We start from the raw sequence: 12,021 nt of genomic DNA on the forward strand, positions 1-12,021 counted from the left end.
GAGCGGCTGACTCGCCTTAACTAAAGTCAACTGTGATCGAATATGTCAGGAAAGTTTCGGAACATCAACCGTTCTGCGGGGCAGATTGCCGTGGACCAAGAAGAATGGGCCCGAGAACGGTCAAGAACAGCGCAAAAGCCACAATCCACGCCGCCCCCGCCCCCAGCACCATCGGATAGTAGACACCCGGCCAAACCGACCCCGCCCACCGCAGGCCAGCCGCCAAGGCAACCAACAGGAATGCCGGCACCATCATTTCCGGAAGAATTAATTGCCGTCCGGTGTGACCCAGGCTTGCACGGCTCATCATGGCAAGCGTCATGCCACCCACGGCGCCGATTCCCAGCAGATGCAACCCGGCAACCTCGCTACCGGTGCCAAAGACGGAAAGCCCCAGCGCCAGGTACCCCAATCCCAAAAATGCATACGCCAGATGCAAAGGCCACAGAATCGCAAGGTTCAGCGCCCAGAGGCTGCGCCAACCCGATAGGCGCACCAGAATAAGCACCCCAGCCAGAACCGCGAGAGCCCCCGTCAGGACGTCGGGCAGGCCAAAGAGATACGCGGCGGGCAAACCCATCGCTGTCGTAATCGAAAGAAACTCAACAGGCCGAAAAGATTTCGGCAGACGGGCGCCCTGCCCCGCGCGCTGCATCGCATTGCGGGTGAACGCGGGGGTGACGCGCCCGCCCAACATCGCAATCATCGCTACCACGCCCAGCAATCCTGCGCGTAAACCGGCCACCGCATCCCCCCACGACCAGCCCATCCAATCGGCATGCATCCGAAGATTACCCCCCCATAGCATGGCTAGCGCACCCAAAAGCAGGATGTTTTGCGGCTTTGGCCTTCTCAGCAGTTGCGCCGTGATTGTTGCACCCAACGCTGGCAAAAATGCCAGATCGACCGTCGCCACTAGCCCCGCCGGCAAGCTGGCCGAGGTCCAGATTGCCAGGCGCCCGGCCAGCCACAACCCGGCCAGAGCCATAACCAGTTGTCGTCGCACCGCCGGGGCCCCGGTCCAGTTTGGGACTGCAGTCAGAAAAGCCCCCCCCAACGCTGCGGTCGCGTAGCCAAAGATCATCTCATGTCCGTGCCAGATATGCGGCACGGGTGAAAAAGGCATGTCACTGACCATGCCCCCGGCGGCATGGACCCCCAGCCACCCTTCCCAGACAATCATCGCGAAAACGCCGTAAAGTCCGGCAGCTATGAAAAACACGCGAAACCCTTCGCCAAAGACACGGCAGAACATGGCGATCATCGGGTTTCCTTTCACAGGCGTTGAACGATCAACTCATTGGGGGGCTATGGCCTTGCCAACCGTTTCATGGCTTTTCCAGCGCGGCGCGTAAAGATAGCTCTATTCGCCCGGCGCGTCGAACGTCGTTCCCGCAGCATCGGTTAGAAACAGCCGGTTGGTCGACGCGTGGTTCCGCGCTGGCGGCGAGTGCCTTTCATTGACCAGAGTTTGAAATTTCCACCAAAGATCGCGGCAATGCGAAAGAGGCGTGAAAACCGCCTTTTCGGCCTTAACAAAAGTCAAGGTAGGGTTGCAGTTGCATCTCTAACTTCGATTGATGATCTCACCCTTAAATCCGCAAATACATTTCAATGCCCAGCCAGAATTCAGTCGGAGCCATGCCTTGATAACACCCGCCCCCATGCATCTCAAAAGCGCCACGCCACCCGGTGATGCTGGGATCTTATGCGCAAGATGGATCCGGCTTGAGAAGGCCGGGCGCAGGATGACGTTTTTGATGCGCTGCATGCGGCGGGCCAATCTGAGGCACATCCGCACCCCGGAGGTCACGTCATGAGACGATTACCACTGCCCGCAGACGCATTGGATGCGACTGACCGGCGTATTTTGAACATGCTGCAAGACAGATTCCCCCTTAGCCCCGCGCCCTTTGCAGAGGCGGCACTGGCGCTTGATTTGCCTGATGACCCCCTTGACGAAGCCGACCTGATTGATCGGATCGGGCGTTTGCGTGACATCGGGGCAATAACGCGTTTTGGCCCTTACTTTGACGCGACAGCGATGGGGGGGGCCTTTTGTCTATGCGCGCTTGAGGTTCCCGAAGACCGTTTTGATGAGGTGACAGCGTTGATCAATGCGCATCCCGAGGTTGCGCATAACTATGAACGGACGCATCGGCTGAACATGTGGTTTGGGCTGGCCGCGGCCACGGTGCAAGGCATTGAGGCGGTCGCCGCCGCGATTGAAAAGGAAACGGGGCTAACTCTGCACCGTTTCCCCGATACCTACGAATTTCCCATCGGACACCGGGTGCAGGCATGAGTATCGACGCAAAGGACCGCGCCATCATCAAGGCCACCCAGTCGGGGCTGCCACTGGTTTCAGCGCCCTATGCAGAGGTTGCAGGCTGGCTGGGCCTGACCGAGGCCGAAGTGATCGCCCGAATGTCGGCCATGCAGACGCGCGGCATTATCCGCCGTATCGCACTGGCCCCCAACCATTACGCGTTGGGGCTAGCCGCCAACGGCATGAGTGTTTGGGACATTGAAGATGACGGCGCGCTGCAACTTGGCGCGCAGATCGCGGCATTACCCTTTGTGACGCATTGCTACCTGCGCGCGCGCAAGCTGCCCGAGTGGCCCTATAACCTTTTTGCGATGATCCACGGCACTGACCGGGACCAGGTTACCGCGCATTGCGCCGAGATCGCGGCAATCCTTGGCCCGGCGTTACGCAGCAGTGATGTGTTATTTTCAACCCGCCTTCTGAAGAAAAGCAAGTTGTGCCTTACCCCTAACCCTTAAGGTCACCTCACATTTTCCGAGGCATCAAAAGGAATCATCGCGGATCAGGCCCGCCCGGCATGGCGCGGGCAGGCCGGATGCGTTGAATTACGCCTACTGTGCGGCGATGCTGTAGGGCCCATGCGGAATTTCTTTTGGTGCGAAACTGTCGGCGGCTGAACGGCTCCAGCGGCCATGCCAATCACGCAGGTCCGGGTATTTCTCTTTTTCAAGAAGGAACCCGTCGGGAAGGTAGGCATAAACCTCGTTGCCGTCACGAAATGCGCCATCCATTTGACGGAACATAAAGTGATAGGGCAGAAAATCCCCCGGATGTTCAAGACCCGCGGCACCCGCAATCTCGCCCAGGGCTTTCAAGGTATTTTGATGAAACCGCGCCACTCGGGTACTTTTGTCACCCGGGTCAAGCGCGCGTTGGCGTTGCTTGTCCTGCGTCGTGATGCCGACAGGACATTTGTTGGTGTGGCACGCCTGCGCCTGAATACAACCGATCGCGAACATGAAACCGCGGGCCGAGTTGCACCAATCCGCCCCAAGCGCGAGGGCGCGGGCAAGATCGAATGCGGTGACAATCTTGCCAGCAGCACCGATGCGCACTTCGCTACGCAAACCGGCACCGCGTAGGGTGTTATGGACAAAATGCAGCCCCTCTAGCATCGGCATACCAACCCGGTTGGCAAATTCGAGGGGCGCGGAGCCCGTTCCCCCTTCCTTGCCGTCCACAACAATAAAGTCGGGAACCGTGCCGGTTGACAGCATTGCCTTGACCATACACATGAATTCCCGACGATGGCCGATACAGAGTTTAAGGCCCACCGGCTTTCCGCCTGACAAATCGCGCAAACGCGCCACAAAGCCCATCAGTTCAATCGGGGAAGAAAACTCGCTATGGGATGGGGGTGAAATGCAATCTACCCCCATCGGAATACCACGGGCTGCGGCAATCTCTTCCGAGATTTTTGACGCAGGCAGCATCCCACCATGACCGGGCTTCGCACCCTGGCTCAGCTTGATTTCGATCATCTTTATCTGTGGGTTGGCAGCTTGTGCGGTAAATTTCTCGGGGTCGAACCGGCCATCCGCAGTGCGGCACCCGAAATAACCCGACGCGACCTGATAGATAAGATCGCCGCCTTGGTGATGGTGGGTGCTGATGCCCCCCTCGCCTGTATCATGCGCAAAACCACCCAGCTTTGCGCCAAGATTCAGGGCCTTGATGGCATTTGCCGAAAGCGCCCCAAAGCTCATCGCGGAAATGTTGTAGATTGAGGCGTCATACGGGTGGCTACATTGGCTGCCGCCGATGCGAACCCGGAAATCGCAATCGACAATGTGTTTCGGCGCGACCGAGTGCGTAACCCAGGCATAGCCAGACTCGTAAATGCGCTCTGAGGTGCCGAACGGCTTTTTATCTTCGACGCCTTTCGCCCTTTGATAGACCAGGCTGCGCGTTTCACGGCTGAACGGTTCTTCGTCGCGGTCGCTCTCCAAAAGGTACTGCCGAATTTCCGGACGTATCGCCTCCATCAGGTAGCGGATATGTCCGATGATAGGATAGTTGCGCAAAACCGCATGTCGGGCCTGCACGAGGTCATAGAGGCCAATCACCGAAAGGGCCGCAAAAACAGTGAAAAACGCAATCATCCAGATGGACGGCGTCACAATCACCGCATAGCCACAGATCAGTGCCGCGAGGCACGCTGCAATCAGCGGAAAATAGCGTTTTTGGAAATGCGTCGTGAGCATGGAAAGCCACCTCAAATCAGTTATCCCGCAGGTGGGGGAATCGAGATCAGCTTATAACCGCCAAAAATTTTGGTTCAAGGTTCTCACCTTGCTGTGAAAGAATGCAGGGAACCCCAATCAGCAAGATCACCAGCCCGGTCTACGCTATCGGCGGCAGGCCGGGCTGCGCGTCAGTTAGGCCAGCGGCGGCCCCAGAGCTTGCCTTCATCGAAGGCAGGGTCAGTTCATGTTGTAGTAACCGTACAATTGCTCCAGCGGCGTCAATGCGGGCAACGTGATCGGGCCTTCGGGCAAAAAGCTGAAATAGGCCAGCGTGTCTTCGGTCGGTGTTGCAGATTTGCAAGGGGCAGGTTTGGTCAGGGTCATCGGACTCTCCAGATGTCGCACAGCCTCCCCGCGCTGTATTTAGCAAGTTAACGTGCCCGTCACCATAACCGATGCTGCAATTGCGCCATGCACCTGCTGCATTGCAGCAAAAGGCCGCCGACAAAAATCGGCGGCCCTGATTCTTATCCCAAAACGCTTAGACGACGCGGTCGACCATCAGTTTCTTGATTTGCGCAATCGCCTTGGCCGGATTCAGCCCCTTCGGGCAGGTCTTGGTGCAGTTCATGATCGTATGGCAACGATAAACCTTGAACGGATCTTCCAGCGCATCCAGGCGTTCGCCTGTGGCCTCATCACGGCTGTCAATGATCCAGCGATAGGCGTGCAGCAGCGCGGCCGGCCCTAGGTAGCGATCCGAGTTCCACCAGTAGCTTGGGCAGGCGGTCGAGCAACAGGCGCACATGACACATTCATAAAGCCCGTCCAGTTTCTTGCGGTCATCAATGGACTGCTTCCATTCCTTGGCCGGGCGGTTGGTTTTGGTTTCCAGCCAAGGCATGATGCTGGCGTGCTGGGAGTAAAAATGGGTAAGATCGGGGATCAGGTCCTTGACCACCGGCATGTGCGGCAAGGGATAGATCTTCACATCGCCCTTGACCTCATCCAGCCCGTAAATGCAGGCCAAGGTGTTGATCCCGTCGATGTTCATCGCGCAGGAGCCACAAATCCCTTCACGGCAGGACCGGCGGAAGGTCAGCGTTGGGTCGATTTCATTCTTGATCTTGATCAGCGCGTCCAGAACCATCGGGCCGCATTTGTCCATATCAATGAAATAGGTGTCCACCCGCGGGTTTTCACCTGTGTCCGGGTTCCAGCGATAAATCTGAAATTTGCGGACGTTCTTGCCCTCGGGCTTCGGCCATGTCTTGCCGACGCGGATTTTCGAGTTTTTGGGAAGCGTGAACTGAACCATGATTATCCCTTCCAATCTGTTCGGGAATAGAGCGGCCGCGATGGAAGCTGGCCGGATTTTTGATAAACGCAGGATGCGTAGACCTCGGAAGGATCGCGTCCCATAAGATAGTCCGATGTGACCTCAAGCCTGAGATCCCCGGCAGCGCGCCCGCTGGAATTTATTCCCACGCCAACCTCGCCGCGCGGCCGTTCGGCCAGTTCGGCCTGGCGTAGGCACTGGTCCTCGGCCCGGTCCAGAGGGATCGGGCCGCAGGCCGCCAAAAGGGCCAGCGCAGGCGCACCCGCAAGGATGCGGCAACTGGCCATCAGAAGGTCCGCGCTTTCGGCGCAATCTTGGCCGGGTTGATGCCGCCTTCCGCCTCGGTTGTCAGCGGGGCAACAACTACTGGGCGATAGGACAGCTCGACCTTGTTGCCGTTCACCCGGCTGATTGTATGGACCCGCCAGTTTTCGTCATCACGCTGGGGAAAATCCTCATGCGCGTGGGCGCCGCGGCTTTCGTGGCGCGCCTCGGCGCCAACGATCGTTGCCAGCGCATTGGGCATCAGGTTGGTCAATTCCAGCGTCTCCATCAGGTCGGTGTTCCAGATGAGGCTGCGGTCCGTGACCTTGAGATCGGCCAGTTTGCCGGCAATTGCCGTCATCTTCTCAACGCCTTCCGCCAGCGTCTTTGCGGTCCGGAACACCGCCGCATCTGCCTGCATGGTCTTTTGCATCTCCAACCGCAGCTCGGCGGTGGGGGTGCTGCCATTGGCATTTCTGATCCCGTCGAACCGCGCAAACGCCTTGTCGATCGAGGCTTGGTTCATCGGGCCGTTACGGCTTTCGTGGTCGATCACCTTCCCCGCGCGGATCGCAGCAGCGCGGCCGAATACCACAAGGTCGATCAGGCTGTTGGAGCCTAGACGGTTCGCGCCATGCACGCTTGCACAGCCCGCCTCGCCCACCGCCATCAACCCCGGCACCACCGCGTTCGGGTCTTCGGCGGTCGGGTTCAGCACCTCGCCGTGGTAATTGGTCGGGATGCCACCCATGTTGTAGTGCGCTGTCGGAATCACCGGAATCGGCTGTTTTGTTACGTCGACGCCGGCAAAGATCCTGGCGCTTTCGGAAATTCCGGGCAGGCGCTCGTGCAGCGCCTCGGCGGGCAGATGCGACAGGTTGAGGAAGATGTGGTCGCCATCTGGCCCCACCCCACGCCCTTCGCGAATTTCCATCGTCATGGATCGAGACACATAATCGCGCGGTGCGAGGTCTTTGTAGTTCGGTGCGTAACGCTCCATGAAGCGTTCGCCTTCGCTGTTGGTCAGATAGCCGCCTTCACCGCGCGCGCCTTCGGTGATCAGGCAACCTGCGCCGTAAATCCCCGTCGGGTGAAACTGCACAAACTCCATGTCTTGCAGCGGCAAACCGGCCCGCGCAATCATACCACCGCCGTCACCGGTGCAGGTATGGGCAGAGGTTGCGCTGAAATATGTGCGCCCGTAGCCCCCCGTGGCCAGGACCACCATCTTGGCGTTGAACACATGCATCGTGCCGTCATCAAGCTTCCAGCAGACGACGCCCTGGCAACGCCCATCCTCGGACATCACCAGATCAATAGCGAAGTATTCGATGTAAAATTCCGCGTTGTGCTTAAGCGATTGCCCATAAAGCGTGTGCAAGATCGCGTGCCCCGTGCGGTCGGCAGCGGCGCAGGTGCGCTGCACCGGCGGACCGTCACCGAATTCGGTGGTCATGCCGCCAAACGGGCGCTGGTAAATCTCGCCGCTTTCGGTCCGCGAGAAGGGCACACCATAATGCTCCAGCTCATAAACCGCTTTGGGCGCCTCACGGGTGAGGTACTCCATTGCGTCGGTATCACCCAGCCAGTCACCGCCCTTGACGGTGTCAAACATATGCCACTGCCAATGGTCCGGGCCCATATTGCCCAGGCTGGCTGCAATGCCGCCCTGCGCCGCCACCGTATGGCTGCGGGTCGGGAACACCTTGGTCACGCACGCGGTGCGCAGCCCCTGTTCAGCCATGCCCAGTGTCGCGCGCAGACCGGCGCCACCGGCGCCCACCACCACGACGTCATAATCATGCGTCTCGTAATCGTATACAGCCATCTGTCAGTTCCTTCAAAGCGCGATTTTGGCCAAAGCGAAAAGGCCGGTGGCGATGATCGCGTAAGATAGCGACACCGTCGCGATAACGGCGACCTTGCGGGTCAGACCCTTGGTGTAATCCTCGATCATCATCGTGGCGCCCTTGGCAAAATGAATCATCGACACCGTGATCACCAGCGCCGTGAGGATTGCGGTGAACGGGCGCGCAAAGACGGCCAGAACCGCCTCATGCCCCTGCCCCAGCGCATTGCCAAAGATATAGATGAAAGTTGGCACCAAAAATGCTAGCGCCACGGATGACACCTGCATATGCCAATGATGTTCGGTTCCGGTTCCCGAGGCCCCGTTGCCTTCGGCGCGTTTGCGGTCAGTGATATAATGCATGGTTGCCTCCTCAGACCAGAACGAGGGTGATAAGCGTCAGCACGACCGACCCGATGACACAGACCCAGCCCAGCTTTTCAGCGGTTTCAATATCCATCCCGTGGATTGAATCCCAATAAAGGTGCCGCAGCCCCGCCAGGTAGTGGTACCAAACCGCCAATAGCGACAGCGTAAATACCAGATCCCCGAACCAAGAGGTTGCCACCGCATTTGCCGTGGCAAAATACTCAGGCCCGACAGCCGCAGCCAGCAGCCACCAGACCGCCAACAAAACGCCGACGATCAACCCGTTGCCGGTGATACGTGTCAAAATTGAAGATATCGAGGTCATTTGCGGACGGTAGATCTGCAAATGTGGGGAAAGGGGGCGAACCACCCGTTTCGCTTCAGCCATGTCACTTCCCTCTGTCGCTGCGCACCGTGCGGGCGTGCCGCGGGGTGCTGGCCGGAATTCAGTCTTACCAATAGCCCATTTTTTAGCCAAGTCACCTAGTCCACCGCATCATTTTGCGCTTTTTCCATCGCAAAAGTGCAGAATTATCGTTTTGTGATCACGTTTTTTCACCCTGTGATCACATTCTGGCGTTAAAACGACTCGGCTGCGTCAAACCGGCATCAGCGCCCAATAATCCAGATCCAGCAGCACCTCGGGGACGTATTTGCCATCCTCGCCGCGCAGTGCGAAGGGCGCCGCGCCCTGCTTTACCGCCACCGTGCGCAACCGGATTGCGCCCACACCGGGGGCGTTGGTTTCGGCACGGTCCAGCACCTCGGACCAGGCCTTCACCGTATCGCCGGCGAAACAGGGGTTGGCATGCGCCCCGCCGTTCAGCGCGACAATCATCTGCGCATTGGCCAGGCCGTTAAAGCTTAGCGCGCGGGCCAGGCTGATGATATGGCCGCCGTAGATCAGCCGCTTGCCATTATCGCGGAAGGTCGCGTCGAAATGCACCTTGGCCGTGTTTTGCCACAGCCGCGTGGCCAGCATATGCTCGGCCTCTTCGATCGTCACGCCGTCTACATGGTCGATCTGTTCGCCCAAGGCGTAATCGCCCCAGCGGTGCGGCTCTCCGGCAAGCGCAAAGTCATAACCGCTGAAATCCAGCCCTTCGGGGATTGCCAGCGCCTCGGGGGCGACCGCCTTGGCCAGCGGCGGCACCACAGGGTCAGGCGCGGGCACATCCAGCCGGTTCTTGCGCACCATCACCCAGCGCACATAGTCCAACACCACCTCGCCGCGCTGGTTCAGCCCTTCGGTCCGCACCCAGACCACGCCCGATTTCCCGTTCGAGTTTTCCTTCAACCCGATCACCGTCGACTGGCTGCGCAACGTATCGCCGGGGTAAACCGGCTGACGCCAGCGCCCTTCGGCATAGCCAAGGTTGGCCACCGCATTCAGGCTGATATCGGGCACCGTCTTGCCAAAGACCACATGGAACGCCACCAAATCATCAACCGGCGCCCCCGCCAGCCCCATCCCACGCGCAAACTCGTCCGAGGAATAAAGCGCCCCCCGCGCCGGATAAAGCGCATGGTAAAGCGCCCTTTCCCCCCCAGAAACGGTGCGCGGCACAGCATGGACGATCATCTCGCCCAGCCGATAATCCTCAAAAAAGCGGCCCGGATTGGTCTTCATCACTGCTCTCCCAGTTTCAGGTCCGGGCGGTAGTCGCCCGCCACCTCCTTGGTCACCGCTTGCGCACAGCGCATCACCCCGGCCCCCGCGTCATAGGCATAGGACGGGTCGCCATATAAAACCCAGCCCTTCGCCAGCGCGGCCGAGATCTTGTGACAAAACGCCGAGGTGTCCTGCTCGGTCAGCAGCCGATATAGTTTCATGGATAAGTCCCCAGGAACGGATCATAGCCCAGCCAGGTGTGGACCAGCACGATCAACCCAAAGACCAGCGCCGTGCCAAACAGGTTGCGCACATCGCCGCCAATCGTGCCCGGTTTCGGCCGCTTCCACGGACCCGCACGGTTGATCAACACCATCTCCAGCACCGCCCAGATCCCCATCGCGCCAAACAGCACCACCGAGGCCAGATCGCCATTCACCAGCAAATGCGCCACCGACCAAAGCACCACCCCCCAGAGCATCGGGTGCCGGATCCGGTCGATCAGCAGGCTGCGCGCGCCGCCCACCCCGAACAGATAGACCGACACCAGCATCAACGTGTTGTTGGCATGCCCCATCCCCGGCAACGGCGCATAAAGCGGCACCACCGCCGCCATCCGATAGCCAATGATCATCAGCAGGATCGACAGTGCCACCAACCCCGCCACCATGGCCCGCCCCTGCGGCTCCATTTTCCGGCGCTGCCGCGGCATAAGCCGTTTGAATAGATGCGGAAGCACCCAAAGCAGAATGCCGATACTCAACAGGGTCATGGGGATACCTTTCAATCTGCGATCAGCGCGGCAATCGCCTCGGCCTTTGAAAGCATCTGCCGCGCGGTTACAATATGCAGGTTTTCAACAATCTTGCCATCCACAACCGCCACGCCCTGCCCCTGCATCTGCGCCGCCTCAAACGCAGCAATCTGCCGCCGGGCAAGGTCGATCTCGGTCTCTGAGGGGGCAAAGGCGGTATTGGCAATGGCCAATTGCGCGGGATGGATCAGCGTCTTGCCGTCAAAACCCATGTCGCGGCCCTGATCGCATTCGGCCCGCAACCCGTCGTCATCCCTGAACGCGTTATAAACGCCATCGACAATGATCCTGCCATGCGCCCGCGCCGCCAGAAGGCACAGCCCCAGCCCGGCCTGCATCGCCAAACGGTCGGCGCGGTAACGGCTGCCCAGTTCCTTGGCCAGATCGTTGGTGCCCATCACCATCCCCGCCAGCCGCGGATGCGCGGCAATCTCGGCGGCGTTCAACATTCCCAACGCGGTTTCCATCATCGCCCACAACGGCACATCGGGAATAGCCTGCGCCACCACATCCAGATCCGCCGCCGAAGACACCTTGGGGATCAGGATCGCCTCGATGTCTGCGCCCACAAAGGCCGCCACATCCTCGCGCCCCCATTCGGTATCAAACCCGTTGATCCGCACAATCCGTGCCCGCCGCCCGTAGTCTCTCTGCTTCAAAACCTGCGCCAAAAGCACCCGCGCCGCCGGTTTTTCCTCAACCGCGACTGCATCCTCCAGATCAAAAATGATCGCATCGCACGCCAGCCCTTGCGCCTTTTCCAGCGCGCGTTCTTTTGATCCGGGGATATAAAGCACCGACCGATAGGGCCGTGCACGGTCGTCCTGACGCGGGTCCATGATTCTCTCCTCGTAATTATCTTTCGCCAAAGTCCACATCCGCGGCACTTTCAGCAAGCCCTCTTTTGCCGCAACGCAGAAAATCCAACCAAATCAGGAACGCCCAGGCCGTTAATCCAATCTTCCAGCCCCCGCCCCATCGCCAAGCCCGCACCAAAGCACATAAAAAGGCCAAAGACACCCTCTGGCGCGGAAGGATACTGATGCCGACGGCTATCGGAAGGGCTTGGGATAAGGGTCGTTCAGGCATCGTCGAGGGCGCCAAAGCAAACCAGCGCAAGGGCCCACGGGGGGGTCCACATGCCATGAATTTGCATTCCCATCCGTATCCGCCGCGCTACCAGTTGTCGGCGCTTTCGGTCGGCGCGGCTTTGCCTGGGCCAAAGGTCGGCGACGGGGTCATGCGGCTGTTGCGAGTGC

14 protein-coding genes are annotated in these 12,021 nt (G+C 59.4%); 2 read left to right on the forward strand and 12 right to left on the reverse strand.

Annotated elements, in window-relative coordinates; genetic code table 11:
- Window positions 1-64 precede the first annotated feature (64 nt).
- Window positions 65-1,264 carry an NnrS family protein gene (locus ACM62R_RS13675; RefSeq protein WP_415184600.1) on the reverse strand — a complete coding sequence of 400 codons (1,200 nt, stop codon included), beginning with the start codon at window positions 1,262-1,264 and terminating at the stop codon, window positions 65-67.
- Window positions 1,265-1,816: 552 nt separating this feature from the next.
- Here ACM62R_RS13675 and ACM62R_RS13680 point away from each other — a divergent pair.
- Window positions 1,817-2,305, forward strand: a complete 489-nt coding sequence (locus ACM62R_RS13680; protein WP_415184601.1) for an Lrp/AsnC family transcriptional regulator — start codon at window positions 1,817-1,819, stop codon at window positions 2,303-2,305.
- On the forward strand, window positions 2,302-2,787 hold the full coding sequence (locus ACM62R_RS13685; RefSeq protein ID WP_415184602.1) for an AsnC family transcriptional regulator: 486 nt from the start codon (window positions 2,302-2,304) through the stop codon (window positions 2,785-2,787). Before ACM62R_RS13680 ends, ACM62R_RS13685 begins: the two co-directional genes overlap by 4 nt.
- Before the next feature lie 93 nt (window positions 2,788-2,880).
- Here ACM62R_RS13685 and ACM62R_RS13690 read toward each other — a convergent pair whose 3' ends face one another.
- The 11 genes from ACM62R_RS13690 to ACM62R_RS13740 form a co-directional block, all read right to left on the reverse strand.
- A complete protein-coding gene (locus tag ACM62R_RS13690) occupies window positions 2,881-4,533 on the reverse strand; it encodes an FMN-binding glutamate synthase family protein (RefSeq protein ID WP_415184603.1) in 1,653 nt (550 codons plus the stop codon).
- 219 nt (window positions 4,534-4,752) lie between these two features.
- The gene (locus tag ACM62R_RS13695; protein ID WP_415184604.1) at window positions 4,753-4,899 is read right to left on the reverse strand and encodes a hypothetical protein; all 147 of its coding nucleotides are present in this window, start codon (window positions 4,897-4,899) and stop codon (window positions 4,753-4,755) included.
- A 157-nt stretch (window positions 4,900-5,056) separates the two neighbouring features.
- On the reverse strand, window positions 5,057-5,833 hold the full coding sequence (locus ACM62R_RS13700; protein ID WP_415184605.1) for a succinate dehydrogenase iron-sulfur subunit: 777 nt from the start codon (window positions 5,831-5,833) through the stop codon (window positions 5,057-5,059).
- A 2-nt stretch (window positions 5,834-5,835) separates the two neighbouring features.
- Window positions 5,836-6,141 (reverse strand): hypothetical protein, encoded by a 306-nt coding sequence (locus tag ACM62R_RS13705; RefSeq protein WP_415184606.1) that lies wholly within the window; start codon window positions 6,139-6,141, stop codon window positions 5,836-5,838.
- A complete protein-coding gene (sdhA, locus tag ACM62R_RS13710; protein ID WP_415184607.1) occupies window positions 6,141-7,946 on the reverse strand; it encodes a succinate dehydrogenase flavoprotein subunit in 1,806 nt (601 codons plus the stop codon). The genes ACM62R_RS13705 and sdhA overlap by 1 nt, the downstream gene beginning before the upstream one ends.
- Before the next feature lie 12 nt (window positions 7,947-7,958).
- Complete coding sequence (gene sdhD / locus ACM62R_RS13715; RefSeq protein WP_415184608.1) at window positions 7,959-8,330, reverse strand: succinate dehydrogenase, hydrophobic membrane anchor protein; 372 nt, start codon at window positions 8,328-8,330, stop codon at window positions 7,959-7,961.
- A gap of 10 nt (window positions 8,331-8,340) precedes the next feature.
- Window positions 8,341-8,724 (reverse strand): succinate dehydrogenase, cytochrome b556 subunit, encoded by a 384-nt coding sequence (gene sdhC / locus ACM62R_RS13720; RefSeq protein ID WP_415184609.1) that lies wholly within the window; start codon window positions 8,722-8,724, stop codon window positions 8,341-8,343.
- A gap of 210 nt (window positions 8,725-8,934) precedes the next feature.
- Window positions 8,935-9,966 carry a MaoC family dehydratase gene (locus tag ACM62R_RS13725; RefSeq protein ID WP_415184610.1) on the reverse strand — a complete coding sequence of 344 codons (1,032 nt, stop codon included), beginning with the start codon at window positions 9,964-9,966 and terminating at the stop codon, window positions 8,935-8,937.
- Window positions 9,966-10,169 carry a DUF1737 domain-containing protein gene (locus ACM62R_RS13730; protein ID WP_415184611.1) on the reverse strand — a complete coding sequence of 68 codons (204 nt, stop codon included), beginning with the start codon at window positions 10,167-10,169 and terminating at the stop codon, window positions 9,966-9,968. The genes ACM62R_RS13725 and ACM62R_RS13730 overlap by 1 nt, the downstream gene beginning before the upstream one ends.
- Window positions 10,166-10,720, reverse strand: coding sequence for an NnrU family protein (locus ACM62R_RS13735; RefSeq protein WP_415184612.1), 555 nt, complete (start codon window positions 10,718-10,720; stop codon window positions 10,166-10,168). Before ACM62R_RS13735 ends, ACM62R_RS13730 begins: the two co-directional genes overlap by 4 nt.
- Before the next feature lie 11 nt (window positions 10,721-10,731).
- The gene (locus tag ACM62R_RS13740) at window positions 10,732-11,601 is read right to left on the reverse strand and encodes an HpcH/HpaI aldolase/citrate lyase family protein (protein ID WP_415184613.1); all 870 of its coding nucleotides are present in this window, start codon (window positions 11,599-11,601) and stop codon (window positions 10,732-10,734) included.
- Between the last annotated feature and the right edge of the window lie 420 nt (window positions 11,602-12,021).

The organism is Phaeovulum sp., assembly GCF_047638075.1.
Taxonomy (GTDB): Bacteria; Pseudomonadota; Alphaproteobacteria; order Rhodobacterales; family Rhodobacteraceae; genus UBA6197.

Excerpts from the sequence above, each read along its gene's own strand:
- ACM62R_RS13705 (WP_415184606.1), bottom strand. The coding sequence starts at position 6,141 with ATGGCCAGTTGCCGCATCCTTGCGGGTGCGCCTGCGCTGGCCCTTTTG.
- ACM62R_RS13675 (WP_415184600.1), bottom strand. The coding sequence starts at position 1,264 with ATGATCGCCATGTTCTGCCGTGTCTTTGGCGAAGGGTTTCGCGTGTTT.
- ACM62R_RS13725 (WP_415184610.1), bottom strand. The coding sequence starts at position 9,966 with ATGAAGACCAATCCGGGCCGCTTTTTTGAGGATTATCGGCTGGGCGAG.
- sdhC (WP_415184609.1), bottom strand. The coding sequence starts at position 8,724 with ATGGCTGAAGCGAAACGGGTGGTTCGCCCCCTTTCCCCACATTTGCAG.
- ACM62R_RS13740 (WP_415184613.1), bottom strand. The coding sequence starts at position 11,601 with ATGGACCCGCGTCAGGACGACCGTGCACGGCCCTATCGGTCGGTGCTT.
- ACM62R_RS13695 (WP_415184604.1), bottom strand. The coding sequence starts at position 4,899 with ATGACCCTGACCAAACCTGCCCCTTGCAAATCTGCAACACCGACCGAA.
- ACM62R_RS13690 (WP_415184603.1), bottom strand. The coding sequence starts at position 4,533 with ATGCTCACGACGCATTTCCAAAAACGCTATTTTCCGCTGATTGCAGCG.
- ACM62R_RS13680 (WP_415184601.1), top strand. The coding sequence starts at position 1,817 with ATGAGACGATTACCACTGCCCGCAGACGCATTGGATGCGACTGACCGG.
- ACM62R_RS13685 (WP_415184602.1), top strand. The coding sequence starts at position 2,302 with ATGAGTATCGACGCAAAGGACCGCGCCATCATCAAGGCCACCCAGTCG.
- ACM62R_RS13730 (WP_415184611.1), bottom strand. The coding sequence starts at position 10,169 with ATGAAACTATATCGGCTGCTGACCGAGCAGGACACCTCGGCGTTTTGT.
- sdhD (WP_415184608.1), bottom strand. The coding sequence starts at position 8,330 with ATGCATTATATCACTGACCGCAAACGCGCCGAAGGCAACGGGGCCTCG.
- ACM62R_RS13735 (WP_415184612.1), bottom strand. The coding sequence starts at position 10,720 with ATGACCCTGTTGAGTATCGGCATTCTGCTTTGGGTGCTTCCGCATCTA.
- sdhA (WP_415184607.1), bottom strand. The coding sequence starts at position 7,946 with ATGGCTGTATACGATTACGAGACGCATGATTATGACGTCGTGGTGGTG.
- ACM62R_RS13700 (WP_415184605.1), bottom strand. The coding sequence starts at position 5,833 with ATGGTTCAGTTCACGCTTCCCAAAAACTCGAAAATCCGCGTCGGCAAG.